The organism is Serpentinimonas raichei, assembly GCF_000828895.1.
GTDB lineage: Bacteria > Pseudomonadota > Gammaproteobacteria > Burkholderiales > Burkholderiaceae_C > Serpentinimonas > Serpentinimonas raichei.
Window position 1 is genome coordinate 1,644,898 of the sequence record NZ_AP014568.1, and the last position, 24,539, is coordinate 1,669,436.

Annotated in this window: 23 protein-coding genes; 13 read left to right on the forward strand and 10 right to left on the reverse strand. The window is 66.6% G+C overall.

The genetic code is table 11. The annotated features are described in order from the left end of the window. Positions 1-28 precede the first annotated feature (28 nt). Complete coding sequence (locus SRAA_RS07630) at positions 29-1,033, forward strand: calcium/sodium antiporter (RefSeq protein ID WP_231849270.1); 1,005 nt, start codon at positions 29-31, stop codon at positions 1,031-1,033. A gap of 51 nt (positions 1,034-1,084) precedes the next feature. Here the strand turns inward: SRAA_RS07630 and SRAA_RS07635 are convergent, their stop codons facing one another. Continuing rightward, entirely contained in the window at positions 1,085-2,035 is a 951-nt protein-coding gene (locus tag SRAA_RS07635; protein WP_045531868.1) for an NAD-dependent epimerase/dehydratase family protein, read from the reverse strand. A gap of 70 nt (positions 2,036-2,105) precedes the next feature. Between SRAA_RS07635 and SRAA_RS07640 the strand changes: the two genes are divergently transcribed. Further along, positions 2,106-3,143: a CDP-6-deoxy-delta-3,4-glucoseen reductase gene (locus tag SRAA_RS07640; RefSeq protein WP_045531870.1), complete on the forward strand. Its 1,038-nt coding sequence runs from the start codon at positions 2,106-2,108 to the stop codon at positions 3,141-3,143. 28 nt (positions 3,144-3,171) lie between these two features. Here SRAA_RS07640 and SRAA_RS07645 read toward each other — a convergent pair whose 3' ends face one another. The 5 genes from SRAA_RS07645 to SRAA_RS07665 form a co-directional block, all read right to left on the reverse strand. Then, positions 3,172-3,807, reverse strand: coding sequence for an SCO family protein (locus SRAA_RS07645; protein ID WP_144318736.1), 636 nt, complete (start codon positions 3,805-3,807; stop codon positions 3,172-3,174). Positions 3,808-3,852: 45 nt separating this feature from the next. Further along, a complete protein-coding gene (locus SRAA_RS07650) occupies positions 3,853-4,257 on the reverse strand; it encodes a HEPN domain-containing protein (protein WP_231849271.1) in 405 nt (134 codons plus the stop codon). Continuing rightward, a complete protein-coding gene (locus SRAA_RS07655) occupies positions 4,254-4,592 on the reverse strand; it encodes a nucleotidyltransferase domain-containing protein (protein WP_045531874.1) in 339 nt (112 codons plus the stop codon). The genes SRAA_RS07650 and SRAA_RS07655 overlap by 4 nt, the downstream gene beginning before the upstream one ends. 186 nt (positions 4,593-4,778) lie before the next feature. Then, positions 4,779-5,690 (reverse strand): methyltransferase domain-containing protein, encoded by a 912-nt coding sequence (locus SRAA_RS07660; protein WP_231849272.1) that lies wholly within the window; start codon positions 5,688-5,690, stop codon positions 4,779-4,781. 132 nt (positions 5,691-5,822) lie between these two features. Then, positions 5,823-6,413 carry a GspH/FimT family protein gene (locus SRAA_RS07665; protein WP_045531876.1) on the reverse strand — a complete coding sequence of 197 codons (591 nt, stop codon included), beginning with the start codon at positions 6,411-6,413 and terminating at the stop codon, positions 5,823-5,825. Positions 6,414-6,659: 246 nt separating this feature from the next. Here SRAA_RS07665 and SRAA_RS07670 point away from each other — a divergent pair, with 246 nt between their 5' ends. The 7 genes from SRAA_RS07670 to SRAA_RS12730 all read left to right on the forward strand — a co-directional run bounded on the left by SRAA_RS07670 (position 6,660) and on the right by SRAA_RS12730 (position 15,621). Beyond that, positions 6,660-7,655 (forward strand): IS481 family transposase, encoded by a 996-nt coding sequence (locus SRAA_RS07670; protein ID WP_045531878.1) that lies wholly within the window; start codon positions 6,660-6,662, stop codon positions 7,653-7,655. 243 nt (positions 7,656-7,898) lie between these two features. Beyond that, a complete protein-coding gene (locus SRAA_RS12050; RefSeq protein WP_082040098.1) occupies positions 7,899-8,537 on the forward strand; it encodes a GspH/FimT family pseudopilin in 639 nt (212 codons plus the stop codon). Beyond that, positions 8,534-9,082 (forward strand): type IV pilus modification protein PilV, encoded by a 549-nt coding sequence (pilV, locus tag SRAA_RS07680; RefSeq protein WP_052467522.1) that lies wholly within the window; start codon positions 8,534-8,536, stop codon positions 9,080-9,082. Before SRAA_RS12050 ends, pilV begins: the two co-directional genes overlap by 4 nt. Positions 9,083-9,096: 14 nt before the next feature. Next, positions 9,097-9,960 carry a PilW family protein gene (locus tag SRAA_RS12055; protein ID WP_052467523.1) on the forward strand — a complete coding sequence of 288 codons (864 nt, stop codon included), beginning with the start codon at positions 9,097-9,099 and terminating at the stop codon, positions 9,958-9,960. Next, the gene (locus tag SRAA_RS07690; RefSeq protein ID WP_045531880.1) at positions 9,957-10,499 is read left to right on the forward strand and encodes a pilus assembly PilX family protein; all 543 of its coding nucleotides are present in this window, start codon (positions 9,957-9,959) and stop codon (positions 10,497-10,499) included. The genes SRAA_RS12055 and SRAA_RS07690 overlap by 4 nt, the downstream gene beginning before the upstream one ends. Positions 10,500-10,510: 11 nt before the next feature. Beyond that, the gene (locus SRAA_RS07695; protein ID WP_082039972.1) at positions 10,511-15,064 is read left to right on the forward strand and encodes a pilus assembly protein; all 4,554 of its coding nucleotides are present in this window, start codon (positions 10,511-10,513) and stop codon (positions 15,062-15,064) included. 107 nt (positions 15,065-15,171) lie between these two features. Further along, a complete protein-coding gene (locus tag SRAA_RS12730) occupies positions 15,172-15,621 on the forward strand; it encodes a type IV pilin protein (RefSeq protein WP_045533533.1) in 450 nt (149 codons plus the stop codon). Positions 15,622-15,655: 34 nt separating this feature from the next. Here SRAA_RS12730 and dnaE read toward each other — a convergent pair whose 3' ends face one another. The 4 genes from dnaE to SRAA_RS07720 form a co-directional block, all read right to left on the reverse strand. Further along, positions 15,656-19,264 (reverse strand): DNA polymerase III subunit alpha, encoded by a 3,609-nt coding sequence (dnaE, locus tag SRAA_RS07705; RefSeq protein ID WP_045531882.1) that lies wholly within the window; start codon positions 19,262-19,264, stop codon positions 15,656-15,658. Positions 19,265-19,325: 61 nt separating this feature from the next. After that, positions 19,326-19,880, reverse strand: coding sequence for a flavodoxin family protein (locus SRAA_RS07710; protein WP_045531884.1), 555 nt, complete (start codon positions 19,878-19,880; stop codon positions 19,326-19,328). A gap of 73 nt (positions 19,881-19,953) precedes the next feature. Then, complete coding sequence (locus SRAA_RS07715; protein ID WP_045531886.1) at positions 19,954-20,361, reverse strand: DoxX family protein; 408 nt, start codon at positions 20,359-20,361, stop codon at positions 19,954-19,956. Positions 20,362-20,395: 34 nt separating this feature from the next. Further along, a complete protein-coding gene (locus tag SRAA_RS07720) occupies positions 20,396-21,097 on the reverse strand; it encodes a pirin family protein (protein WP_045531888.1) in 702 nt (233 codons plus the stop codon). 179 nt (positions 21,098-21,276) lie between these two features. Here SRAA_RS07720 and SRAA_RS07725 point away from each other — a divergent pair, with 179 nt between their 5' ends. The 4 genes from SRAA_RS07725 (at position 21,277) to SRAA_RS07740 (ending at position 24,436) form a co-directional block, all read left to right on the forward strand. Next, the gene (locus SRAA_RS07725; protein WP_045531889.1) at positions 21,277-22,218 is read left to right on the forward strand and encodes a LysR family transcriptional regulator; all 942 of its coding nucleotides are present in this window, start codon (positions 21,277-21,279) and stop codon (positions 22,216-22,218) included. Positions 22,219-22,412: 194 nt separating this feature from the next. Further along, a complete protein-coding gene (locus tag SRAA_RS12735; protein ID WP_082039974.1) occupies positions 22,413-23,264 on the forward strand; it encodes an energy transducer TonB in 852 nt (283 codons plus the stop codon). A gap of 9 nt (positions 23,265-23,273) precedes the next feature. Further along, a complete protein-coding gene (locus SRAA_RS07735) occupies positions 23,274-24,032 on the forward strand; it encodes a MotA/TolQ/ExbB proton channel family protein (protein ID WP_045531894.1) in 759 nt (252 codons plus the stop codon). Beyond that, positions 24,029-24,436 (forward strand): ExbD/TolR family protein, encoded by a 408-nt coding sequence (locus SRAA_RS07740; RefSeq protein ID WP_045531895.1) that lies wholly within the window; start codon positions 24,029-24,031, stop codon positions 24,434-24,436. The genes SRAA_RS07735 and SRAA_RS07740 overlap by 4 nt, the downstream gene beginning before the upstream one ends. Positions 24,437-24,539 lie beyond the last annotated feature (103 nt).

Below are 24,539 nucleotides of genomic sequence, written 5' to 3' on the forward strand. Positions count from 1 at the left end.
TTGATTTTTCATCTTGGGGAGTTGTCGCATGTCCGCCGCATTGCCTTTGCTGATGCCCATGCTGGCCATCGTCGTCGGCCTCGTGGTTTTGGTCTGGTCGGCCGACAAGTTCATCGACGCCGCCGCCACGGTGGCGCGCCACTACGCGCTGCCGCCGCTGCTGATCGGGGTGGTGATCATCGGCTTTGGCACCTCGGCCCCGGAGCTGACGGTCTCGGCCATTTCGGCGCTCGAAGGCAGCCCCGGCATCGCGCTGGGCAACGCCTATGGCTCCAACATCGCCAACATCGCCCTCATCCTGGGCATCACAGCCCTGATCAGCCCGATCGTGGTGCAGTCGGGCATTTTGCGCAAAGAGCTGCCGCTGCTGGTGGGGGTGACGCTGTTGTCGGTGGCGCTGCTGTGGGACTTGCACATCAGCCGGCTCGACGCCGCCGTGTTGCTGCTCACTTTTGCCGCGATCATGGCTTGGTCGGTCTGGCACAGCCTGCGCTCGGGCGACGACACGCTGGGTACAGAGACGCAGGCCGAGCTGGGCGCCCACACCTTGGCCACGGTGCGGCTGGCTTGGGTCTGGCTGGCCGCTGGTTTGCTGCTGCTGATCGCCAGCTCGCGCCTGTTGGTCTGGGGGGCGGTGCAGGCGGCGCAGGGGCTGGGGGTGAGTGAGCTGGTGATCGGGCTCACGGTGGTGGCGGTCGGCACCTCGCTGCCGGAGCTGGCCTCGTGCATCGCGGCGGCGCGCAAAAAGGAGCACGATCTGGCGATCGGCAACATCCTGGGCTCGAACCTGTTCAACACGCTGGCGGTGGTGGGGCTGGCGGGCGCGATCCACCCGTTGGCCGCTGAACCCGAGGTGCTCAGCCGCGATTTGCTGGTGGTGGGCGCGCTGACGCTGGCCCTGTTTGTGCTGGCGCGCCAGCGCCGGGGCCGGCCGGGGCAGATTTCGCGCTGGAGCGGGGCCGCGCTGCTGCTCACGTTCGTGGGCTACACAGTATTTTTACTCACCACCAGCGTGGCCCAAGGCCCGGCTTGAGGGCCCCTCAACCCTTGAAGCCCTTGCCGCCCCGCCCTCCTCCTGGCGCTCCTAGCCTTTTAGCCCCTGCCACACACTCGGAAAACGCAGCACCAAGCGCAATTCGCGCTGCATGCGCTGGTTGCGCAAGCGGCGCGATTCGCTCATGAATGAGAGCAGCGCGGGCGACAGTTGCTGCTCGGCCTGCTTGCGCGTGATGCGCGCTGGCCGCGCCAACCCATACAGGTCGGCGGCGAGGTCGAAGTAATCGCCCATGCGCAGATCGGTGTCGTCGCAGACGTTGAAGGCGCGCTGGGGCGCGCGGCACCAGAGCGCGCGCAGGCAGGCCCGGGCCAGATCGTCGGCGTGGATGTGGTTGGTAAACACATCGTCTTCGGGGCACAGCACCGGGGTGCCACGCAGCAGGCGCGCCTGGGCACCGCCGGGGCGGCCGCCGCCGTAGATGCCGGGAATGCGCAGCAGCGACACATCCACCCCGCGCCGGCGGCCCCAGTCGCGCCAGGTGCGCTCGGCGTCGAGCCGGCGCTGCGCCCTTGCCGTGGAGGGCTGGGGCGTGCGGGTCTCGCTCACCCACTGGCCGGCGCAGTCGCCATACACCCCGCTGGTGGAGCCATAGACCAGTTTGTACGGCGCGCTGCGCCGCCCCAGCGCTTGCGCCAAGGCGCGGCTGCGTGGGTCCAATCCAGCCGATACAACCGAATCACCCGGCCCACCCATCCCGCCCGGTGGCGGGGCCAGATGCAGCACCCGCGTGGCCAAACCGGCCAGCCGCGCCAGGGTCTCGGGGCGGTCCAGGTCGCCCAGCAAGGGCGTGACTCCCGCCAGTCGCAGATCGGGCAGGCGCTGCGGCGAGGATGTCAACGCCAGCAGGCGCACCCGGCCCTGCCCGGGCCCCTGCCCTCCCCCCAGCAGCGCCGCGCAGCGCAAGCCCACGTCGCCGCAACCCACGATCAACACCCGTTCGCGCCGAAAGCGGGCCGGCAATGCCCCCAGAAAAGCCATGAGCGGATTCCAATTTGAGAAAATGCCGGATTTAGGCCGTCACCGGCCACACCACAGGAACCGTGCCCGCATGACATACACCATCACCATCGAGCCCAGCGGCCGCCAGTTTAGCGCCCAGCCCGACGAAACCCTGCTCGCTGCCGCCATCCGCCAAGGCGTGCCCCTGCCCTACGGCTGCCAAGACGGCGCTTGCGGCAGCTGCAAATGCAAAAAACTGCAAGGCGAGGTGCTGCACGATCCCTATCAGGCCAAGGCCTTGTCGGAGCAGGAAGCCAGCGCCGGGCTGATCTTGGCCTGCCGCGCCCATGCGCAGAGCGACCTGCGGCTGGAGTCGCGCCAAATCGGGGCCGCCGACGCCTTGCCCGTCAAGCGCCTGCCGGTGCGCGTCAGCCGCTTGCAGCGCGCCACGCCCGACGTGATGATCCTGCACCTGCAACTGCCCGCCAGCGACGCCTTCGGCTACCACGCCGGCCAGTACGTCGATGTGCTGCTGCGCGACGGCAGCCGGCGCAGCTACTCGATGGCCAACGCGCCCCACTTCCAGGCCTTGGCGCCGGGGCTGGAACTGCACATCCGGCACCTGCCCGGCGGCCTGTTCACCGACCACGTGTTCGGGGCCATGAAAGAGAAGGAAATTTTGCGCATCGAAGGCCCGCACGGGGGGTTTTACCTGCGCCAAGGCGGCAACAACCAGCCCATGATTTTGCTGGCTTCCGGCACCGGCATGGCCCCCATCAAGGCACTGATCGAGCACCTGCGCTACCAAAACATCGAGCGCCCCACCACCCTGTACTGGGGCGTGCGCCGCCCGAGCGATCTGTACCTGAACGACTGGATCGCCGCCCAGTGCGCCGATATGCCCAATCTGCGCTACGTGCCGGTGCTGTCGGACGCGCTGCCCGAAGACGGCTGGAGCGGGCGCTGCGGCTTCGTGCACTTGGCGGTGCTGCAAGACTTCCCGGACTTGAGCGGGCACCAAGTCTATGCCTGCGGCGCCCCGGTGATGGTGGAGGCGGCTCGGCGCGACTTTGCGGCCGCCGGTTTGCCTGCCGACGAGTTCTACGCCGACGCCTTCACCTCGGCGCTGGACAAACTGGGGGCTTGAAGCGCTGCCGCGCAGCCCATTGCCCCGCTCAGCGCGGCGGCGCTTCGGCCAGCAGCAGCCGCACGTCGGCGGCGATGGCCTCGGCCGGGCTGCCGAAAGCGTGGTGCAGGCGCACCCGGCCTTGTGGGTCAAAGAAAAATTTGCCAGCCGAGTGGTCGATGGTGTAGCTGCCGGGGGTGCGACCCTCGACCCGTTTGAAATAGACCCGAAACGAGCGCGCCAGCGCGGGCAGATTGGCTTCTGCGGTGTAGAGCGCCAAAAAAGTGGGATCGAAAGCCGCCATGTAGGCGCGCATGACCTCGGGCGTGTCGCGCGCCGGGTCCAGGCTCACAAACAGCACCTGCATGCGCCCGGCCTGCTCGCCCAACAAGCGCCGCGCCTGCGCCAAGGTGCCCATGCTGGTCGGGCACACATCGGGGCAGTGCACGAAGCCAAAAAACACCGCCACCACCTGGCCTCGAAAATCGGCCAGCGTGCGCCGCTGCCCGTTGTGGTCGGTGAGGTCGAAGCCGGTGGCGTAGTTGGCCCCGGTGATGTCGATGCCGGCAAAGGGCGAGCGCGGGCTGCAGGCGGCCAAGCTGCCCAATAAACCCAGCGCGCCCAGCGCCGCAGCGCCTTGCAGCAGGCGGCGGCGGCAGGCCAAAGGGGAAGGCTGATCGGGCATGGTTACGGGCTTTGGTTGTGGATTCGGTGCCGGCTGCAGCGTGGATCAGTCGTTACTCAAAATAACCGGCCCGATTGCTGCTATAAAGTGCTCTGCCTGCTCCACCATCTGCCTTGCATCGTCCGCTTCAACGCTGCTGCCAGCATAGTCGGCCAGCAAGCGGATTTCGTGTGCACGGTTCAATAGCCGCCCAAGCTCTCTGGCCAGCGGGCCGTTCTTGACCAAATGCTGCCCAAAAGCCGCGATCAAGCCACTGTGGGTGCGCGCAATATCCGGCTCAACCGGGGCTCCTGTTGCCAGCAAAGCGGCTCGGGCCGCGTCAAACATCGCGTAGTAAGCTCGATTGACCGCGCCATCGGTGTCGCCATGCTCAAGCAGCACCCACGCAGAGGCGCAAGCTGTGGCCGCCTTGCCCATAAAAACCTCGGCTGACAAGGGGGACTTGCTCACAGGCGCACGCCCTCGTTATCGATGCGCTGGAGCAGGGAGGGATTGGAGTGCAGGCCCGGGTTTTCCCATTCGTCAAGCCAGACCGGAAGCGGGGAGACAAGAATGCCGCTATCGAGCATGGCGTCGAAAGCGGCATCGGCCATGTCGAGCTTGGTGCTTAGCAGACGCTGGTGCGGGCCTCGCAACAGCACGGCCACGTCGGCATCGCTGTCGGGGCGATGTGTTCCGCGCGCACGGCTGCCATAAACAATGGCCCCAGCCATGTCGTAGCGGCTGGCGATCAACGCCAAAAAGCGACGCACGGCAGCCTCGGTGTTGGGGTCAAGTCGGCTCATGCAAACCTCGCTCGGTTGGGTGATTCAATCGCTGCACCGCCTTGGGGTATGGCTCCACGGTGCCACTGCAGCGCTCACTGGAAAGAAAACCGCTGCGCCTGCGCAGCCATTGTAAATTGCACTGACCGATCGGGACGCATTGATCGGGGACATTATCGGGGGAGCGCGCAATGATCGATTTGCTACTCAAGCCGAGCGCGGCCGGCGCAACAGGGTGCGCATGTCGTCGAGCGCCACGGTGCTGGATGCGGCCACGGGCACCCGGGGTGCTGCCTTGAGGGCGTGGCCATAGACCACTTCCACCGTCAGGCACAAGTGGCCGCCGGCGTTGCGCGGCAGTTGCTGCTCCAGCGCTTGCAGCAGGCGCTGGCGGTGCGCGCGGCCACGCAGGCCTTCGGGGCGCTGCAGGTGCAGGTTACGCCCGCCCTCGCGCAAGTCCTGCAACAGGCGCTCGGCGCTGGGGTAGCTCAGGGTCAGGCGCTCCATGTCGAGCACCGGGGCGTTAAACCCGGCCTGCACCAGCATGTCGCCCCAGTCGTGCATGTCGGTGTAGGGCTGATGCGGCGGCGGCCAGCCCAGCGCCTGATAGACGCGGCGCAGCTCCAGCAAGGTGTCGGGCCCTAGGCCCGAGAAAAACAACAAGCCCTCGGGGCGCAGCCAATCGCGCCAGTGCGCCAGCAGCGCCTGCGGCTGCGCATACAGGTGCAGCGCCATATTGGCCCAGAGCATGTCGGCCTGGCCGGGTTGCAGGGCGGCGCCGCTGGCTTGCCGCTGTGGCCGCCCTTGCTCGTCGAGCGCCTGCCAACGCGCCTCGGGGTAGCGCGCCTGCACCGCCTGCTGCGCCAGCAAGCCGCCCAGTGCCGGATTCCAGCTCAGCCATGCGCTGGGCCGCTGCGTCAGCCAGTCCAGCCGCTGCGCCATGCGCTGGCCGATTTCCTCATGCAGCCACGGGCTTGCGGGGCGGGCCAAGGTGCGCCAACGCTGCGCCGCCACCGGGTCGAGGTCGGGCACGCCAGCGGCCACCGATTGGGACTCGCCACGGGCCGCATCCGGCGCATGGACGGCAGCTTGGTCTATGGGATCAATGGGTGGGCGCATGGCAGGAAAAAGTTTCGGGCAGTATAGGCCCACGTGCTCGATTTTCTGCTCGGCTTGCTGCCTGTGCCACAGGGTACGCGCGCCGCCAAGGCCAAGCCAGCCGCCCCATGACCGGGGTGAGCACCCCGCCTGCTAGACGCAGTTAGGCACCGTCGTGTGCTGCTGGCGTGGCCGGCCATTGCGGCTGATCACGATCTGCACCGCCGGGCTCGGGCTCAGGCCAGCCCGGCAGAGCGTGAGGGTGCCGGCCTGAAAGGCCCCGGTCACCAGCAACGTGTGCCCCTGCGGCATGTACGACACATAGCGCGCCACGTGCATATTGCCCACCACCACCACCCCCGGCGGCGCGGCCGAGCCCACGCGCAGCAGCGTTTCGCCATCTTCGCGCTGGGCGTTGCCATTGAGATCGGCAAACAGCAGCCAGCCCGCCGTCCACTGGTGCGCGGGGGCGTTGATGGCGTTGGAATTGGTGGCGCAGCGCTGGTTGGGTGCGGGCTCCGGCCCGGCGCGGCACAGCACCACGCGCCGCCCCTGCTTGATGGCCTCGCTGCGTGCCAAGGCCAGCGCGCCGAACTTCTCGGCCGCCGTGGCGTTGAGGCGCTGCTGCGCCACCATCTGCCCCATGGCCGGGGCCGCAAGCGCCGCCAGAATGGCCAGCAGCGCCAGCACCAGCAGCGCCTCGATCAAAGTCACCCCACCCGCGTGCCGCCGTACAGCCTTCATGAACCGCCCCTCCCCTGTTTGTTTGCATTTTTGCGGCAGTCTGGCACAGACCGCAAGTTGCGTCAAGGGCAGGGCAAGGACCCAAACCCCGCCGCTGAGCGGCTGAAAAGCGCCACTGATCGGCTCAAGCCCTAAGTGTCGCATCCCCGATGATTGTATAGACTCGAAGCGTTATCCGTTGTTCATCGCTCGTGAGGCGATGAGGGCGCTGGTGTACGATCTGACGCAAGCTCAAGGAGAGTCTACATGATGATAGCCCTGCACAAGAACGCGCGCACCACGCCCGCCATCCGCGCAGAAATCGCTGCCAGCAGCGCCAGTGCCGCCAGCCTAGCCCAGCGCTTTGGCATCACCCTAGCCACGGTCTACAAGTGGAAAAATCGCAGCAGCGTGCAGGACGGTTCGCACACCGCACACCGTCTTCAGACCACCCTCACGCCTGCCCAAGAGCATGTGGTCGTGCAACTGCGGCGCACCCTGCTGTTGCCTCTGGACGACCTGCTTGCCGTCACGCGCGAATTTCTCTGCCCCAAAGCCAGCCGCTCTGGTATTGACCGCTGCCTGCGCCGCCATGGCGTGGGCAACCTCAATGCCCTCAAGCCCGCCACGCCCCGTGAGCCCCACAAGCGCTTCAAGAGCTACGAGCCGGGCTACCTGCACGTCGACGTGAAGTACCTGCCGCAAATGGCCGATGAGACGCAGCGGCGCTACCTGTTCGTGGCCATCGACCGCGCCACGCGCTGGGTGTACGTGGCGATCAAGAGCAACAAGACCGCAGCCAGTGCCAAGGCTTTCCTTGGCGCCTTGCACAAAGCCTGTCCGCTCAAGATTCATAAGTTGTTGACTGACAACGGCAAAGAGTTCACGGACAGGCTCTTTGCCTCGCGTGCCAGGCAGCCCACGGGTCAACATGAGTTTGATCAGTTGTGCCAAGCCTTGGGCATTGAACACCGCTTGACCAAACCCAGAACGCCCAGAACCAATGGCATGGTCGAGCGCTTCAACGGCCGCATTGCCGATGTGCTCAAGACGCATCACTTCCACAGTGGGCAGGATCTGGAGCAGACCTTGATGCGCTACGTGACTTTGTACAACCACCAACTGCCACAGTCAGCGTTGAAGAGCAAAACGCCGATGCAAGCCATGAAAGAATGGTACGCTTCTCGCCCTGATCTGTTCCATAAACGCCCGTATGATCGTCCGGGATGTGACAGGACATTGCACCCGAAAGTTTGTACCTAGAAAGCACGCCGATCTGATGGCGATTGGGCGGCACCGCTGCAGTTGCTCAGTCATCGCCAATGTCCACCTCGAGGGCTCGGGCCTTGTCGGCAAGGCGGATCGCCACTTTGCGGTAGAAATCTTGGTCGGCAGGCTGTTCCGGCATGGCCTCGACCTGCTCCCTGCCCACCGCTGGGCAGCCCAAAAGCGCCGCTCGTCGGCAGGTGGCCCGAACACGCGCCTGCGCAGCATTATGATAGGAGCATGAGTACTTTGGCCCGCCTTCGTCGCCGCGTACGTGGCGTAACCCTGATCGAGGTCATGGTGGTGGTGGGCATTGTGGCCATTTTGGCCATGATGGCGGCGCCCAACTTTCGCGCCATGATCGAGCGCAACCAGATCAACAGCGCCACCAACGAGCTGATGATGGGGCTGCAACTGGCGCGCTCCGAAGCCATCCGGCTCAACAGCACGGTCACGCTGTGCCGCAGAGCTGTCCCCATCAACCCCAACGACGCCCCCTCCTGCGCCAACCCCCTAGACAACCCCCAAGGCTGGCAAAACGGCTGGATCGTGTTCCACGACCGCGACGGCGACGGATCGGTCACGCCCGCACAGGCTGGCCCGCCCGCCGTGGCAGCCGATGCGGTGCTGCGCAGCTGGGGCGCACTTGGGCCAAGGCTCACGCTGCGCGGCAGCGCCGATGTGGCGCAGCGGGTGAGCATCAACGCACGCGGCCAGGCGCGCGACACTGGCCACCTGATCGTCTGCAACAACAACCGACTGGAGCAGGCGCGCGCCATCATCGTCACGCTCAGCCGCCCGCGCTTGGCCACCGACAGCCACGCAGATCGCATCCCCGATGACGACAACCGCGACAATTTGCTCACCTGCACGCCATGAACCCCGCCCGCACCCCCTCATCCCCCTTGGGCGCAGCGCGCCGGCTGGGCGGCCCGCCGCTTGGGGCGCGGCTGCGCGGTGCGGCACCGGCCAAGCGCCAGCGCGGGGCCTCGCTGATCGAGGTGTTGGTGGCGTTTTTGCTGCTCACCTTTGGCTTGCTGGGCATGTCGGCGATGCAGATCAACGCGCTGCAAAACAACCACAGCGCGCTGCAGCGCAGCCAGGCCTCGATGTTGGCGCACTTCAAGATGGATGCGATGCGCGCCAACCGCGTGGACGCCATTACGGGCCTATACAACATGGGGGCATTGCCCAACAGCCGGATATGCGGCCCTGCGGTTGCTGGCACCGATTTGGCGACTCGCGACCGCGAGGTCTGGATCAATGCCCTGCGCGACACGCTGGGTGAGGCTGACACCTGCGCCTTGGTGGTCTGCTTGCCGGGTGGTGGATCAGCCATTTGCACCGTGCAAGTGCAATGGGACGACACCCGCGGCACCGGGGGCGCGGCGATGCAGGTGGTTGAAATCGTCAGCCAGATTTAGACCGCCCATACACCATGCACACCCCCACCACACGCCCCCCGCACAATCGGCGCACCTCGCAGGCCCCGGTGGCAGCGCACGGCGCACCGGGCCGCCCAGCCCAGCGCCCGCGCCACGGCGCCACCAGCGTACTGCGCCAGCGCGGCCTGACGCTGATCGAGGTCCTGGTGGCGCTGCTGCTGGGCCTGCTGCTGATCGGGGCCGTGGGCGGGCTGTATCTGGCCAACCACCAAACCTTCCGCCAAGTGGAAAACATGGCGCGCATCAACGAGAACGCGCGCTTGGCCTTCGAACTGCTCGGACGCGATCTGCGCGAGGCCGGTGGTATGGTCTGTGGCGGCAACCTGCCGACTGCATGGGGAATCGACTGGGGCCAGGGTTTGCAGGGATTTAATGAAAATCAGGCCTTGCCCGCCCGCGACTTTGGCAACGCAACGGGCGACCGGCGCGACGGTACCGACGCCGTGGTGGTGTGGTCGGGCACGCTCAATCCAGCGTTAGACTGCCCGGCGACCGGCGGTTCCTGGAGCGAGCTGCATGTCAGCGCCTGGTACATCGGCTTCAATAGCCGCGGTGGCTTCTCGCTTTACCGCATACGGCTGGACTACAGCGTTGCCGACCCGTTGAATCCCAGGGCTAGCAGCGGCCCCGAAGAAATGATAGAAAACGTGAGAAACCTGCAATTGGTCTACCTTGAGAGCGACGGCGGCGCGCTCGGGGCCAGTTACGTGGACGCCAACAGGGTCAATGACTGGAGACGGGTGCAAGCAGTACGCCTCGCGCTCACCTACCAAAGCGCCGAAGCGGTCGGCACCAACGCCCAACCCATCACCCGCCCCCTGCCCTTTGTCGTCGGTCTGCGCAACCGCTTGCCATGAACACCCTGCGCCACCGCCCCCACACCCAAAGCGGCATGGTGCTGCTGATGGCGCTGGTCATGCTGCTGCTGGTCACGCTGCTGGGCGTGACCTCGGTGCGCATGCTTACGGTCGAAGAACGCATGGCGGCCAACAGCTTTGACCGCAACCTCGCCTTTCAGGCAGCCGAAACCGCGCTGCGCGAAGGCGAAGCGCTTGCTGCGTCGAACACCGCTCCCCCACCCACTGCCATGGACTGCGGCCAGCTCAACAACGGCGCCTGTGTTAACGGCTTGTGCTCACCCCCGGTCCCAGCCTGCAACAGTGCGCGCTGGGACGACGCCAGCTTCAACGGCTGGCGCAACGCCACCACCTTGGTTTCGCCGCTGGCGGCGGGCGCACCGCAGTTTTTTGTCGAGCACCTAGGCCCGGGCTTCGTTTGCGACCCACAAGAGCAGCCGCCCAACACAGTCTGCAACGGCTACCGCATCACCGCGCGCAGCCAGCCGGCCGATGGCCGCGCCGTGGTGATCTTGCAGTCGATTTACATCGCCGAATGAGGAGCCGCGCCATGCCACCACTTGCCCGATCTCTGCCCGCCCTGCACTGGCCCGCTGCGGCGCGGCCTTGGTTGCGACGCTGCGCTGTGCTGCTTGCTTTGGCTGCCGCTGGCGCCAGCCTGCTGCTGGGCCCCATGGCCGCCGCGAGCAGCCCGGGGGCGCTGGGCGCCAACCCCGAAACCGCCGCGCCGCTGGCCGTGGCCCAAGGCGCGCCGCCGCTGGTGATGCTCACCATGGCACGCGACCACACCCTGTTCTACGAAGCCTACAACGACGCCTCCGACATCAACGGCGACGGCCGGCTCGACATCCGCTTTGACCCAAACATCATCTACTTGGGGCTGTTCGACTCGCGCCTGTGTTACGCCTACACCCCCGGCACGACCGGCGCTGCCGCACGCCGCAACGACAATGCTGGGATTTTCAGGCCTGCTGCCCGAGCGGTCGCCGCCCCTGGCACCAACACCAACCTGAGCTGTGCCACCGCCAACCACTGGTCGGGCAACTGGCTCAACTGGGCCACCACCAGCCGCATTGACGCCCTGCGCGTGGTGCTCTACGGCGGCTACCGCGAAACCGACACCGCCACAAGCACGGTATTGCGCCGCGCCTACATTCCGCAAGACGCACACTCCTGGGCCAAGGAATACACCAGCGTGACTGTAGATCGCTACGACATCAGTGCCTTTACCCCGCTTTCTCAACCCAGTGGCAGTGGCACCCGGCGCCATTTCTTTGGCAACCTGACCGATGTTCGCAACAGAGACTGCGCCACCCTGAGCAATTGCAGCAGCCGCGCGCCGCTGTTGCGCGTCGTCACCAACGCCCGAGACGCTCGGGTCTGGCAGTGGTCAGCAACCGAAGGCCCGGTGCTGCACGAGACCAACAACCTGTTTGGCGGCACGCGCACCGACCACACGGTGCGGGTCGAGGTCTGCACTGCGGCTTTCAACGACGGCTGCAAACGCTACCCCGGCGCCAACGCCGCCAGCACCGCCGACGACGTCCTCAAACCCGTCGGGCTGCTGCACGAGTTTGGCGAAAACGGCTCCATGCTGTTTGGCCTGCTCACGGGCAGCTACGACCGCAACCTATCGGGCGGTGTCTTGCGCAAGGTGGTGTCGTCGTTTGCCACCGAAGTCAACCCCACCGACGGCACTTTCACAGCCAATGCCACCATCGTCAATGCGATTGACGCGCTGCGCATACGCGGCTTCAACGACGGCCGCACAACAAATTACTACCGCGGCGGCTGGATAGTGGATCGGCCCATGAACCAAGGCGAGTTCGTCGATTGGGGCAACCCGGTGGCCGAGATGATGTACGAGGGCTTGCGCTATTTTGACGGCCGTCGCGGCGCCACATCGGCCTTTGCCACCAGCGGCGGGGTCGATGGCCACCTCGGGCTGCCAGTAGCCACTTGGGACGACCCCTTCGACACCCAGAACAGTGCCGCACGGGCACACTGGTGCGCACGGCCAAACCAGCTCGTGATTTCGGGCGTCAACCCCTCGTTCGACTCAGACCAACTGCCGGGTAGTGCTTTTGGTGGCATTACGGGCGACCTAAGGGGCGACCATGTAGGGACCAGGGCCGATACTTCTTTGCATGTGGCCAATATCGGGCAAACCATCGCCACACACGAGCCGGGCATTAGAGGCATGCGCTTCATCGGTCAGGTGGGGACCAACTTTGACGGCGCACCCACGGCCAAAAACGTGAGCTCGCTGGGCAATATCCGCGGTCTGCCCGAAGCCCCAACTCAGCAGGGCAGCTTCTACTCCGCCTCGGTAGCGCACTTTGGCCGCATATCCGACTTGCGCCCAGACCTGCAAGGCCACCAAAGCGTGGACACGCACGTGGTCGCGCTCAGTTCGCCCCTGCCCACGATTGCGGTGGCTGCCCCGGGCGGGCGCTCGTTTTCGCTCGTGCCTTTTGGCAAATCGGTAGGCGGATGGTTAAGATCAACACCACCCACACCAATCGTCAGCAACGTCAAGGGGGCTTTTCAACCCACCAATCCGATCATCGATTTTTTTGTCGAAAAAATTGCCAATTCCTGCCCAGCAGCGGGTGGCGGCGTGGCCAGCATGTGCGACGACTTTGACAGAGACGAAAACGACGGGCGCTACTTTGCGCGCTTTCGCGTCACCTTTGAAAACGTGGAACAAGGCGGCAACCACGATATGGATATCATCGCCAATTATGAAATTTCGATGCAGGCCAACGGCCAATTGCGCGTTGTTGTGATCCCGGAATACCAAGCCAGCGATATCCACCACAGCTTTGGCTATGTGATCTCAGGCAGCACCGCCGATGGAGTGTATCTGGTGGCGCAAGACGACAACGTGGATAGCCCCTTCCACCTGAACGTACCCCCCGAGCGGTCGCCGGGTTTTTGTGATGCCACGCCGTTTCCTGCCGGCTGTGGCACCCTGCCCCGAATCGGCGGTGGAGCAGGCAACGACCGCTCCATACGCCTTTTCACCGCCAGCACCACCCCGGCGGCCAGCGTGCTGCCCAGCCCGCTGTGGCTGGCGGCCAAGTGGGGGGGCTTTACCGACCTGAACAACAACCAGCGCCCCGACCTGCAGGCCGAGTGGGACGTGAACCGCGACGGCGTGCCCGACACCTTTCACCTGGTGCAAAACCCGACACTGCTGCGCGACCAGCTGGCGCGCGCCTTCACCACCATCCTCGAGCGCAACGCAGCAGCCGGCAATGTGTCGGCCAACAGCACCTTCATCACCACCGACAGCGCGGTGTTCCAAGCCACCTTCAACAGCGCCAACTGGTCGGGCGATTTGGTTGCGCTGCCCGTTACTGCTGCCGGCGGGGTGAGTGCGGTGCCCCTGTGGCGGGCCAGCGACCGCCTGCCGGCTTTTGCCAGCCGGCGCTTATTTACCACCAACGCCGCCGCCAGCCCGGCCACGGTGACGTTCGACTGGTCTGGGCTCTCGACCGCACAGCGCAATCTGTTTGGCGCCACCGACCCCGCACGCCAGGAGGTGATCAACCACCTGCGCGGCGACCCCAGCCGCGAGGTGCGCAACGGCGGCCCGCTGCGCAACCGCCCCACCACGGTGCTGGGCGACATCATCCATTCGTCGCCGGTGTATGTGGGCGACAACTCCACCCTGTTCGTGGGCTCCAACAGCGGCTTTTTGCACGCCTTTGACGCCCGCACCGGCGACGAGCGCTTTGCCTTTGCCCCCAGCGGCCTGCTGGCGCACATGCCGCGCTTGAGCGACCCCAACTACGTGCGCCGCTACTTTGTGGATGGCGAGCTGGCGGTGTCGCAACGCGCCCACACCGGTGGGCGCAATATCTTGGTCGGCTTTTTGGGCCGCGGTGGTCGCGGCCTGTTTGCGCTCGACGTCACCGACCCGGCCAACTTTGGCACCACGGGCAACCCCAGCCGGGCGCTGTGGGAGGCCTACGGTGCCAGCGATGCCGACATGGGCCACCTACTCGGGCGGCCGATAATCGCCAAGGTGCGCGGCGCCAGCGCGGGCGCGCCGCCCATAGACGTGGTGATTTTTGGCAACGGCTACAACAGCACCAGCGGCCGGGCGGTGCTGTACGTCAAAAACCTGAACACTGGGGCCGTGCTGCGCAAGCTGGACACCGGCGTGGGCAGCGCAACCAACCCCAACGGCCTGGCCAGCCCAGGGCTGGCGCTCGATGCCGACGGCGTGGTGCAGTACGTGTACGCCGGCGACCTGGAGGGCAACGTCTGGAAATTTGACCTCACAAGCCACACACCGACAGATTGGCGGTCGTCTTTTACCAGCGGCAGCCCATCCGTACCCGCGCCGTTTTTTGTCGCCACCAACGCCGCCGGGGAGCGCCAGCCGATCACGGCCCCGATCACGGTGGCCACCAACAACGTGGCCGGCGACCCGCACGTGGGCGAGCGCTTCGTCTTTTTTGGCACCGGCAGCTACATGCGCGCCACCGACCCGGCCGACCGGCAAGTGCAGTCCTTCTATGGCCTGATCGACGAAGGCGCGCCGATCGCAACTGGGCGGGCGAACCTGCGCCAGCGCAGCATCAACCAGGCCGGCACCTTTGCTGGGCGCCCAGTGCGCACCTTCACGCTTGCCGAAGCGGGCGATATGGTTGGTCGGCAAGGCTGGTTCCTCGACTGGGTCGAGCCGCCGCACCCGCCTGGCACGGCGCGCGGCGAGCGCGTGGTGAGTGCGGCTCGTATCATCCCCACGGCCAGGCCAGCGCTGTTGGTGAGTTCGATCATCCCGGTGCAAGACCCGTGTGTGCCCGGAGGTACCGGCTTTGTGAACCTGCTCAACCCCTTTACCGGCGGCTCGATCACCGCTGGCTTGTTCGACGTCAACCGCGACGACAACTTTGCGAACGATGTGCTGGGGAGTGGACAGGGCGTCCAGTTCATTTCCTCGTTTGACCCCGGCGTCGGGCTCGTGAGCGAGGCCGTGCTGGTGGGCAACCGGCTGGTGGTGGGCGGCTCCGAGGCACGCGTGGCCGATGTGCGCGTGCAACGCTCTGCCGTTCCACGCCGCATCTCGTGGCGTGAGATCATCCGCTAACTCGTCTCGTCACACCCCCCAAACCGACCACGCCCACAGCTGCCATGCTCCAAGCACCCACACCCATTGCCCCAGCACCGGCCGCAGCCCGCCCCCGCCGCGAACCTTTGCCGCTGCGCCGAGCGCTCGCAGGCTTCACCCTGATCGAACTCATGATCGTGGTGGCCATCATCGCCATTCTGGCGGCGATCGCCCTGCCGAGCTACCAGCGCCACGTCACCGAAACGCGGCGCGACGCGGCCACCGCCTGCCTGCTGGAGCTGGCGCAGTTTGCCGAGCGCCACTACACCACGCGCATGAGCTACGAACGCCTAGACCCAAACTTCCCGGTCGCAAACGAACGTGTGCCGCTGCCCATGACCCAGTGCCGCACCGACTTGGCCGCCTTCTACAATTTCAGTATCGTCGTGCCCAACGCGCGCAGCTACACCCTTGAGGCCGTGGCCCAAGGCGGCCAAGCCACCCGCGATGCGGCCTGCCTGACGCTGCGCCTCGATCAGCGCGGCACCCAAACGGCGTTGGACAGCGCCAATGCGGCGAGCGCGGGTTGCTGGTGATTGCAAGCCCTCTGCCAGGCTCGCAGAGCCTCAATCAGTCGTACACCACCTCGGCGCGCTGCTGGTGCGCTTGGGTGCGCCAGGCGGCCAGCGCGGCGTCGCAGGGGTAGCACTGGGCGCGCTGAGGGTCGAGCTGCAGCGTGGCGCGCACGGTCTCGAATTCCACTTCGAGGCGCAGCGGCAGGCCACGCAGCACCTCGCCCAGCTCTGTCTGGTGGCGCCGGGGCGGGTGCGCTTGCAGCAGCGCAGCGACCTCGGGGCGCTGGGTGGGCCCCACGGCCACGCGCAGGTATTTGCCAAAGCGGCAGCGGGCAGCGGGCAAGTCCCACACCTGCTGCACCTTGAGGCGCAGCCCGCCCGAAAAACGGTCGGGCTGCACCAGCACTTGCAGCAGCACCAGTTCGTCGTCTTGCAGTAGGTGGCGGTGCGCCTGCAGCAGCGCGTCGTCGGCGCTGGCTTCTAGCACGGCGCTGCGGTCGTCGAGCTTGAATAGTGCCACCTTGCCGCGCTGGCCGTTGATCACGCGCAAATCGCCCACGATGCCGGCCAGCAGCTGCGGCTCGCGGCTTTCGGTCACGTCGGCCAAGGGGGTGCGGGCGATGCGCCGCACTTCGTCGGCGGCTTGGTCGAACAGGTGGCCCGAAAAGTAAAACCCGAGCGCGGCTTTTTCGTGTGTCAGGCGCTCGCGCACGCTCCACGGCGGCGCCTCGGCCAGCGCCGGCTCTTGGTCGCTGGCGCCGTGGCCGCCGGCTTGGCCGGGCAGGTCGAACAAGCCGCCCTGCAAGGCGTTGGCCTGCTGCGCCTGGGCAAAATCAAAGGCCAGCTCGACCGAGGCCAGCGCGGCGGCGCGATCCGGGTGCAGGCGGTCGAAGGCGCCGGCCTTGACCAGCGCCTCGACGGTGCGCTTGTTGAGGCGGCCGCGTTCGATGCGGGCGCAAAAATCGAACAGGCTGCTAAACGGCCCCACCACCGTGGCCCGCGGCCCCGCGCCATGGCCTTGGCGCGCGGCCACGATGGCCTCGATGGCCTGCTGCCCGGTGCCCTTGACGGCCCCGAGGCCGTAGCGGATGCACTGCGCGCTCACCGGATCGAAGCGGTAGCCGCCCAGGTTCACGTCCGGCGGCTCGAAGGTGATGTTGAAGCGCTGCGCGTCTTCCACCAGCAGCTTGAGCTTGTCGGTGTCGTCCATCTCCAGCGTCAGGTTGGCGCAGAAGAATTCGGCCGTGTAGTGCACCTTGATCCAGGCGGTGTGGTAGGCCAGCAGCGAGTAGGCGGCGGCGTGCGACTTGTTGAAGCCGTAGCCTGCGAACTTTTCCATCAGGTCAAACACCTCGTCGGCCTGCGCCGGGCTCAGGCCCTGGCCGGCCGCCCCCTGGCGAAAGACCAGCCGCTGCTGCGCCATTTCTTCGGGCTTTTTCTTGCCCATGGCGCGCCGCAGCAGGTCGGCGCCGCCCAGGCTGTAGCCGCCCAGGATCTGCGCCGTCTGCATCACCTGCTCTTGATAGACCATGATGCCGTAGGTCTCGGACAGCACCTGCTCCAGCAGCGGGTGCGGGTATTGCACCACCTCGCGCCCGTGCTTGCGCGCCACGAAGCTGGGGATCAGGTCCATCGGGCCGGGGCGGTAGAGCGCGTTGAGGGCGATCAGGTCTTCGAGCCGGCTTGGTTTGGCGTCGCGCAACATGCCCTGCATGCCGCGGCTCTCGAACTGGAACACGGCCTCGGTTTTGCCTTCCTGGAACAAGCGGTAGGTGGCGGCATCGTCGAGCGCCAGCGTTTCGTAGGCAAAATCAGCCTGCTGCGGGTGGCGCTGCACGATCAGCTCTTTGGCCTGCTCCAGAATGGTGAGGGTGGCCAGGCCAAGGAAGTCGAACTTGACGAGACCGATCGCTTCCACATCGTCTTTGTCGTACTGGCTCACGGCGGCGTTGCTGCCGGGCTGCTGGTAGAGCGGGCAAAAATCGGTGAGTTTGCCGGGCGCGATCAGCACCCCGCCGGCGTGCATGCCCACGTTGCGCGTCAGGCCCTCGAGCTTTTGCGCCAGCTCGATTAGTTGGCGCACCTCGTCTTCTTTGGCGATGCGCTCGGCCAGCAGCGGCTCCATCTCGATCGCGTACAGGGTTTTATCGCCTTCGGGCTTGGGCCGGGGCGGGTATTGCAGCGTCACGCTCTGGCCGGGTTTGTTGGGGATGAGCTTGGAGATGCCGTCGCAAAAACCGTAGGGGAAATCGAGCACGCGCCCCACGTCGCGGATCGCCGCGCGCGCCGCCAGGGTGCCAAAGGTGGCGATTTGGCTCACCGCCGCCAGCCCGTATTTGCCCTTGACGTAGTCGATCACGCGGTCGCGGTTGGCTTGGCAGAAGTCGATGTCGAAGTCGGGCATCGAGACGCGCTCGGGGTTCAAAAAGCGCTCGAACAGCAATTGGTAGCGCAGCGGGTCGAGGTCGGTGATTTGCAGCGCGTAGGCCACCAGCGAACCGGCCCCAGAGCCGCGCCCCGGCCCGACTGGGCAGCCGTGCGCCTTGGCCCAGAGGATGAAGTCCGAGACGATCAGAAAGTAGCCCGGAAAACCCATTTTGACGATGGTGCCGAGCTCGAATTCAAGCCGCTCTTGGTAGCGCTCCTGCTGGCGCGCGCGCTCGGCTGCATCGGTGTAAAGCTGCTGCAGGCGCTGCTGCAAGCCTTGCTGCGCGACGTGGCGAAAGTAGTCTTCGGTGCCCAGTTGCTGCCCATCTACGGGCGGAATGGGGAAGGCCGGCAACTGCGGCTTGCCCAGCGTGAGCCGCAGGCTGCAGCGGCGCGCGATCTCGAGCGTTTGCGCCAGCGCGCCGGGCAGGTCGGCAAACAGGGCCGCCATGTCGGCACCGGTCTTGAAATACTGCTCGCGCGTGAAACGCCGGGGCCGGCGCGGGTTGCCCAAAATCTCGCCTTCGGCGATGCACACGCGCGCCTCGTGCGCCTGAAAATCGTCGGCCTGCAGGAACTGCACCGGGTGCGTGGCCACCAGCGGCAACCCCAGCCGCGCCGCCAAGGGCACGGTGGCGCGCAGGTGGCGTTCGTCGTCGGCGCGGCCGGCGCGCTGCACTTCGAGGTAGAAACGCTGCGCAAAGGTGCCCGCCAGTTGCTGCGCCAGCGCGGCGGCGGCGGCTTCATCGCCCGCCAGCAGCGCCTGCCCCACCGGCCCGGCAGCAGCCCCGCTGAGCACGATCAGGCCCTCGTGGTGCTGGCGCAACCAGTCCCACTTGAGCACGCCCTGGTCGCGCAGCAGGTTGCTGCTCCAGCCACGCGCCAGCAGCTCGCACAGGTTCAGGTAGCCGGTGTGGTTTTGCGCCAGCAGCAGCAGGCGCGGCCAAATAGGCGGCGCGGCGCTGCCTGCACCCGCAGCGGGCGGCGGGCCCAGCCCCTGCAGCAGCACCTCGGCCCCGAGGATGGGCTGCACGCCTTGGCTGCGCGCCGCCTGGTAGAACTTGACGGCGCCAAAGAGGTTGTTGAGGTCGGTAATGGCCAGCGCCGGCTGGCCATCGGCGGCGGCGGCGGCCGCCACCGCGTCGATGCGCGTGGTGCCATCGACCACCGAAAACTCGGTGTGCAGGCGCAAGTGGACGAAGGCGGGAGCAGCGGGTGAATCGGGCAAATCAGACATGGGGCGATGATATGCCGGGTGCGGTGCCCCCCCGCTACAACCTGCGCCTGGTCAATCCGGTTCAACCGCGCCAGCGCACCGCCGCCGCCGCCACGCGCTGGCCAAACAGGCGCGCGGTTTCTAGGTCGCCGCTGAGCATTTCGTGCGCCCCGGCATCCGACGGGGTTTGGGCCATGGCACCGCTCGATGAACCGACGAAGTTCACATCGTTGCGCTGCGCTGCCTTGCTGTTGCTGGGCATCATGCCGGTGCCCACCCAAACGCCGCCGTGCTGCATCGCCAGCGTAAAGAGGTAGTGCAGGGTCGAGAGCTTGTCGCCGTTCATGGTGGCGCTGTTGGTGAAGCCGGCAAAGAGCTTGTCTTTCCACTGCTGCGCAAACCAGGCCTTGCTGGAGGCGTCGGCAAATTTCTTGAACTGCCAGCTCACGCTGCCCATGTAGGTGGGCGAGCCCATGACGATGGCGTCGGCGGCGTCGAGCGCCTCCCAGCCGCCTTCAGGCAGGTTGCCATCGGCGTCGATGGCCAGCAGTTGGGCCCCGGCGCCCTCGGCAACCGATTGCGCCATGCGCTGCGTATGGCCGTAGCCGGAGTGGTAAACAACAATGACTTTGCTCATGGGATGGCTTTCAAAAATGCGCCGACCGATGGGCCAGCGCGGGTTGAGGGGAAATCGAGATACTACGCTGCCCTTATGTCTTGCGGCGCGCGTCAAGGCTGTATGCACCGGCGCCCAATGCGGCCAAGGCCAACAGACCACCAACTACACCTATGTTTTTCATAAACATCAGTTGCTGCATCATTTGCTGCTCAGCCGGCATGGCCCAGTAGGCGTGAAAGTAAAAGGAGGCCACCAAAGTGAATCCGGCCAACACCAGCGCCGCATAGCGCGTGCCCAAACCCAAGATCAGGGCGATGCCGCACAACACCTCGATGGCAATGGCAAGGGCTGCGCCCAGTTCGGGAAAGGGCAAGCCGACTGATCCGATATAGGCCGCCGTACCGGAGAAGCCACCGATCTTGTTGATGCCAGCGGGAAGAAACAAGGCTGCCAACAAGAGGCGGGACAGCAGGGCGAGGGGGTTTTGCAGTGCGTTCATGGATATTGACTCAGGTTAAAAAAAGATGCAAAAATCAGGCCGCCAGATCGAAGACCAGCACCTCGGCATCTTGGCCGTCGCTCAGCTTAAGTTGGGTCTCGGCTTGCAACAGGGCCGCATCACCACCTTGCAAGGCGGTGCCGTTCACGCTCAAAGCGCCGCGCACCAAGTGCACATAGGCCTTGCGGGCCGGGCTTAGCGCCAGCTCGGCCGCCTCGGCGCCATCAAACAGGCCGGCGTAGAGCGCCGCATCGGCGTTGATGTGCACCGATCCCTCGGCCCCGCCATGGCTGGCCACCAGGCGCAGGCGGCCGCGCTTTTGTTCATCGGCAAAGGTTGTTTGCTCGTAGCTGGGCGCCACGCCCTTGAGGCTGGGCTCAATCCAAATTTGCAGCAAATGCGTCTGCCCGCCGGGCTCGTGGTTGAACTCGCTGTGGCGCACGCCGGTGCCCGCGCTCATGCGCTGCACCTCGCCGGGGGCGATGGTTTCCACATTGCCCATGCTGTCGCGGTGCGCCAAGCGGCCTTGCAGCACGTAGGTGACGATCTCCATGTCGCGGTGCCCGTGGGTGCCAAAACCGGTTCCGGGCGCGATCCAGTCTTCGTTGATCACGCGCAGATTGCCCCAGCCCATGTGGGCCGGGTCGTAGTAGTCGGCAAAAGAGAAGGAGTGGCGGCTTTGCAGCCAGCCGTGGTCGGCATGGCCACGCTCGGCGCTGCGGCGGATGTGCATCATGGCGATTCTTTCATCAGGTGTGGGGCCTTGGAGCAGGCCATCCAGCCGCTAGGCCTTGCCGGTTTGGGGTAGCAGGGCCAGCGCTGGGGCCATGGCCAGACTGTAGGCCCTAGGGCAGGCTTGAAGGGCGCAAGGATTTGATGGCATCATTCGAATAATTTGAATACTCAGGTCACCCCATGCCCAGCCCCCGCAACGCCTTGTCGCCCGAAAACCTGCACCTGATCGGCACCGTGGCGCGCTGCGGCAGCCTGGCGGCGGCGGCGCGCGAGCTGGGCATGGTGCCCAGCGCCCTGACCTACCGCGTGCGCCAAGTCGAAGACGCGCTCGATGTGCTGCTGTTCGACCGCCGCTCGCGCCGCGCCACCCTGACCCGCGCCGGGCAGGAGCTGCTGCGCGCCAGCGAACACCTGCTGCGCGAGCTCGACGCGGTGGCACTGCGCGTGCGCCGCATCGCCACCGGGTGGGAACCCGAACTCACGCTGGCGGCCGATGCGGTGATCGCCAGCGCGCCGCTGTTTGATCTGTGCCACGATTTTTACGCCCTCGCGGCCCCGACGCGGCTGCGCCTGCGCACCGAAACCCTGTCGGGCACGCTCGAAGCCTTGTTGAACGGGCAGGCCGATCTGGCCTTGGGGGTGGCACTCGATGGCAGCGGTCTGCCGGGGCTGCGCAGCGGCCTTTTGGGTGAAGTGGAGTTTGTGTTCGTGGTGGCACCCCAGCATGCGCTGGCCGGCGCCACCGAGCCACTCACCCCGGCCACCATCCAGCCGCACCGCGTGGTGGCGGTGGCCGACACCGCGCCGCCTGGGCGCGGCCAGAGCGTGGGCCTGCTGCCAGGGCAAGACGTGCTCACCGTGCCCACCATGCAGCACAAGCTGGCGGCGCAACTGCGCGGCTTGGGTTGCGGCTCCTTGCCGCTGCCGCTGGTGCAAGGGCACTTGCAAACGGGCGCCCTGCTGCGCAAGCGCACCACCTTGCCGGCCAGGGTGTACCGCATCGGCTACGCCTGGCGCAGCGCCGAAAGCCCCGGCCCCGGCCCGGCCCTGCAGTGGTGGCTGGATCGGCTGGCCAACCCGGCCAGCACCAGCGCGCTGCTGCACCATGCGGCCGGGGGCTGAGCGCCCGCGCACGCATCGCTTTGGTGGGCACGCCGCCAGCGCCATCAGGCCCGATTTGCGGCGCACACCCGCCAGAAGACGCCCAAATTGTGCGAATGATTCCCATTTATAATTGACACGCAGCGCCCATTGTTTGCTATGCTGCTTCGCCCACCCGGACCCTTTCCGGGTACCCCGCCGCCCTCAACAAACCCATGCCCCTGCTCCATCGGCCTTGGCGCGCCCTTGTGCGCCCCGTCAGCGTGACCGCCGCCGTGCTGCTGGCGCACGTGGCGGCGCTGTGGGCCTTCCACAGCGGTTGGCGTCCGCCCGCGCCCGCCGGGGTGGGGGTGGTGCGGGTGGAGGTCGAATTGCGCGCCCAGGCCTCTGGCGTCGCCGCTACGGCGCCAGCCCCGGCCCCCGCTGCCAGCGCGCCCAATGGGGCTGCACCGCGCGCCGCGCCCGAGCGCCCGTCACGACCTGAACCACCCCGCCCTGAACCACCGCGCCCTCCGGCACCGAGGCCGACGCCGATACAGCCCGCACCGGCAAGCCCCAGCCCGGCGTCTGAGCGCGTGCCGCAAGCGGCCCCGGCGCCACCCAGCCCGCAAGGGGCAGCGGCTGCCGAAGCCAGCCCGCAGCAGACCCTACACAACGCCGCCCCAAGCCACGCGCTGCCGGGCAGCGCTGCGAGTGCCCAAGGCAGCAGCGCCGCCGCCCAAGGCTCGACCGAAGCGGCAGCGGGCCGAGCGCCCGCCGCACCAGCCGCACCCGCCGCACCGCAGATCGTACTGCCCTCGAGCAGCGCCGCCCACCTGCACAACCCGGCCCCTGCCTACCCGGTCTTGAGCCGCCGCTTGGGCGAGCAAGGCCGCGTGCTGCTGCGGGTGCGCATCGAGGCCGACGGCAGCGCCTCGGCGGCACAAATCTACGCATCCAGCGGTTTTGTGCGGCTCGACCAAGCGGCGCAGCAGGCGGTGTTGCGCTGGCGTTTTGTGCCCGGCACCCGCAACGGCGAGGCGCAAGCGATGTGGTTCCTCGTCCCCATTCATTTCGTACTGGAGTAAAAAGCAAGCATGGAAACCCATTTTGGACTGACCTACGTCTGGCACCAAGGCGACTGGATCATTCGCGGCACCGCGCTCGTGCTGCTTGGCATGTCGATCGCCACTTGGGTGGTGATCGTGCTCAAGGCGCTGCACTTGCGCCAACTGCGTGCGCGTGCGCAAGTGCTGGAAAACTTCTGGCACAGCAAAGACTTTGCCGAAGGCCTCCACAAACTCGGCCCCGACGGCCACAACCCCTTCTACCTGCTGGCGCTGCAAGGGCGCGAAGCCACCAGCCACATCTTGCACCTGGACGGCGAACACCCACGCCAACTGCACGACAACCTCGACGTGAGCGACTGGGTTACGCGCTCCCTGCGCAACGCGCTCGACGACAGCAGCGCGCGCCTGCAGTCTGGCCTGGCCATCTTGGCCTCGGTCGGCTCCACCGCGCCCTACGTCGGGCTGTTTGGTACGGTCTGGAAGATCTACCACGCCCTGATCGGCATCGGGGCGGGCGGCACCGCCACCATCGACCAAGTGGCCGGGCCGATTGGTGCCGCGCTAATCATGACCGCGCTCGGGCTGGTGGTGGCCATTCCGGCCGTGCTGGGCTACAACGCATTGCTGCGCGGCAACAAAGCCATCCAGCACCGGCTCAACCGCTTCGCCCACGACCTGCACGCCTACTTCGTGACCGGGCACCGGGTGGCCTCGAACCGCCCCGGCGCTGCCAGCCCAGCAGCGGCGCCGGCCAGCCCACTCCGACACGAGGCACCCGCACCATGACCCCCTCCAACCTCGAACCCGACCAGGGCGAACTGCACAGCGAGATCAACATGATTCCGCTCATCGACGTGATGCTGGTGCTGCTGATCGTGTTTATCGTGACCGTGCCCGTGATCACGCACTCCATCGACGTGCAACTGCCGCGCGCCGCCACCGAGGCCAGTGCGCCGCAGCCGCAGGCGGTGCGCCTGAGCGTCGATGCGCAGGGCGGCTTTCACTGGAACGACGCCGCCGTGCCCGATGCCGAACTGATGCAGCGCTTGCACGCGCTGGCGCAGCAGGTGCCGCAACCCCCGCTGCATTTGGAAGGCGACGCCGCCGCCCGCTACGAGCGGGTGGCACTGGCCTTGGCCGCCGCGCAGCGCGCCGGCATCGAGCGGCTGGTGTTCATCACACAGCCCTGAGCCCTTGGGCTGGGGGCGATGCGCCGCCGCTGGCTTTTTTCTTGAATTTTCAAGCCGGGCCCGGCTCGAGCGCCCGTTTTCGGTGGCTTGTGCTGGCGGCTTC

Excerpts from the sequence above, each read along its gene's own strand:
- SRAA_RS07630 (WP_231849270.1), top strand. The coding sequence starts at position 29 with ATGTCCGCCGCATTGCCTTTGCTGATGCCCATGCTGGCCATCGTCGTC.
- SRAA_RS07635 (WP_045531868.1), bottom strand. The coding sequence starts at position 2,035 with ATGGCTTTTCTGGGGGCATTGCCGGCCCGCTTTCGGCGCGAACGGGTG.
- SRAA_RS07640 (WP_045531870.1), top strand. The coding sequence starts at position 2,106 with ATGACATACACCATCACCATCGAGCCCAGCGGCCGCCAGTTTAGCGCC.
- SRAA_RS07645 (WP_144318736.1), bottom strand. The coding sequence starts at position 3,807 with ATGCCCGATCAGCCTTCCCCTTTGGCCTGCCGCCGCCGCCTGCTGCAA.
- SRAA_RS07655 (WP_045531874.1), bottom strand. The coding sequence starts at position 4,592 with ATGAGCCGACTTGACCCCAACACCGAGGCTGCCGTGCGTCGCTTTTTG.
- SRAA_RS07660 (WP_231849272.1), bottom strand. The coding sequence starts at position 5,690 with ATGCGCCCACCCATTGATCCCATAGACCAAGCTGCCGTCCATGCGCCG.
- SRAA_RS07665 (WP_045531876.1), bottom strand. The coding sequence starts at position 6,413 with ATGAAGGCTGTACGGCGGCACGCGGGTGGGGTGACTTTGATCGAGGCG.
- SRAA_RS07670 (WP_045531878.1), top strand. The coding sequence starts at position 6,660 with ATGATGATAGCCCTGCACAAGAACGCGCGCACCACGCCCGCCATCCGC.
- SRAA_RS12050 (WP_082040098.1), top strand. The coding sequence starts at position 7,899 with ATGAGTACTTTGGCCCGCCTTCGTCGCCGCGTACGTGGCGTAACCCTG.
- pilV (WP_052467522.1), top strand. The coding sequence starts at position 8,534 with ATGAACCCCGCCCGCACCCCCTCATCCCCCTTGGGCGCAGCGCGCCGG.
- SRAA_RS12055 (WP_052467523.1), top strand. The coding sequence starts at position 9,097 with ATGCACACCCCCACCACACGCCCCCCGCACAATCGGCGCACCTCGCAG.
- SRAA_RS07690 (WP_045531880.1), top strand. The coding sequence starts at position 9,957 with ATGAACACCCTGCGCCACCGCCCCCACACCCAAAGCGGCATGGTGCTG.
- SRAA_RS07695 (WP_082039972.1), top strand. The coding sequence starts at position 10,511 with ATGCCACCACTTGCCCGATCTCTGCCCGCCCTGCACTGGCCCGCTGCG.
- dnaE (WP_045531882.1), bottom strand. The coding sequence starts at position 19,264 with ATGTCTGATTTGCCCGATTCACCCGCTGCTCCCGCCTTCGTCCACTTG.
- SRAA_RS07710 (WP_045531884.1), bottom strand. The coding sequence starts at position 19,880 with ATGAGCAAAGTCATTGTTGTTTACCACTCCGGCTACGGCCATACGCAG.
- SRAA_RS07715 (WP_045531886.1), bottom strand. The coding sequence starts at position 20,361 with ATGAACGCACTGCAAAACCCCCTCGCCCTGCTGTCCCGCCTCTTGTTG.
- SRAA_RS07720 (WP_045531888.1), bottom strand. The coding sequence starts at position 21,097 with ATGATGCACATCCGCCGCAGCGCCGAGCGTGGCCATGCCGACCACGGC.
- SRAA_RS07725 (WP_045531889.1), top strand. The coding sequence starts at position 21,277 with ATGCCCAGCCCCCGCAACGCCTTGTCGCCCGAAAACCTGCACCTGATC.
- SRAA_RS12735 (WP_082039974.1), top strand. The coding sequence starts at position 22,413 with ATGCCCCTGCTCCATCGGCCTTGGCGCGCCCTTGTGCGCCCCGTCAGC.
- SRAA_RS07735 (WP_045531894.1), top strand. The coding sequence starts at position 23,274 with ATGGAAACCCATTTTGGACTGACCTACGTCTGGCACCAAGGCGACTGG.
- SRAA_RS07740 (WP_045531895.1), top strand. The coding sequence starts at position 24,029 with ATGACCCCCTCCAACCTCGAACCCGACCAGGGCGAACTGCACAGCGAG.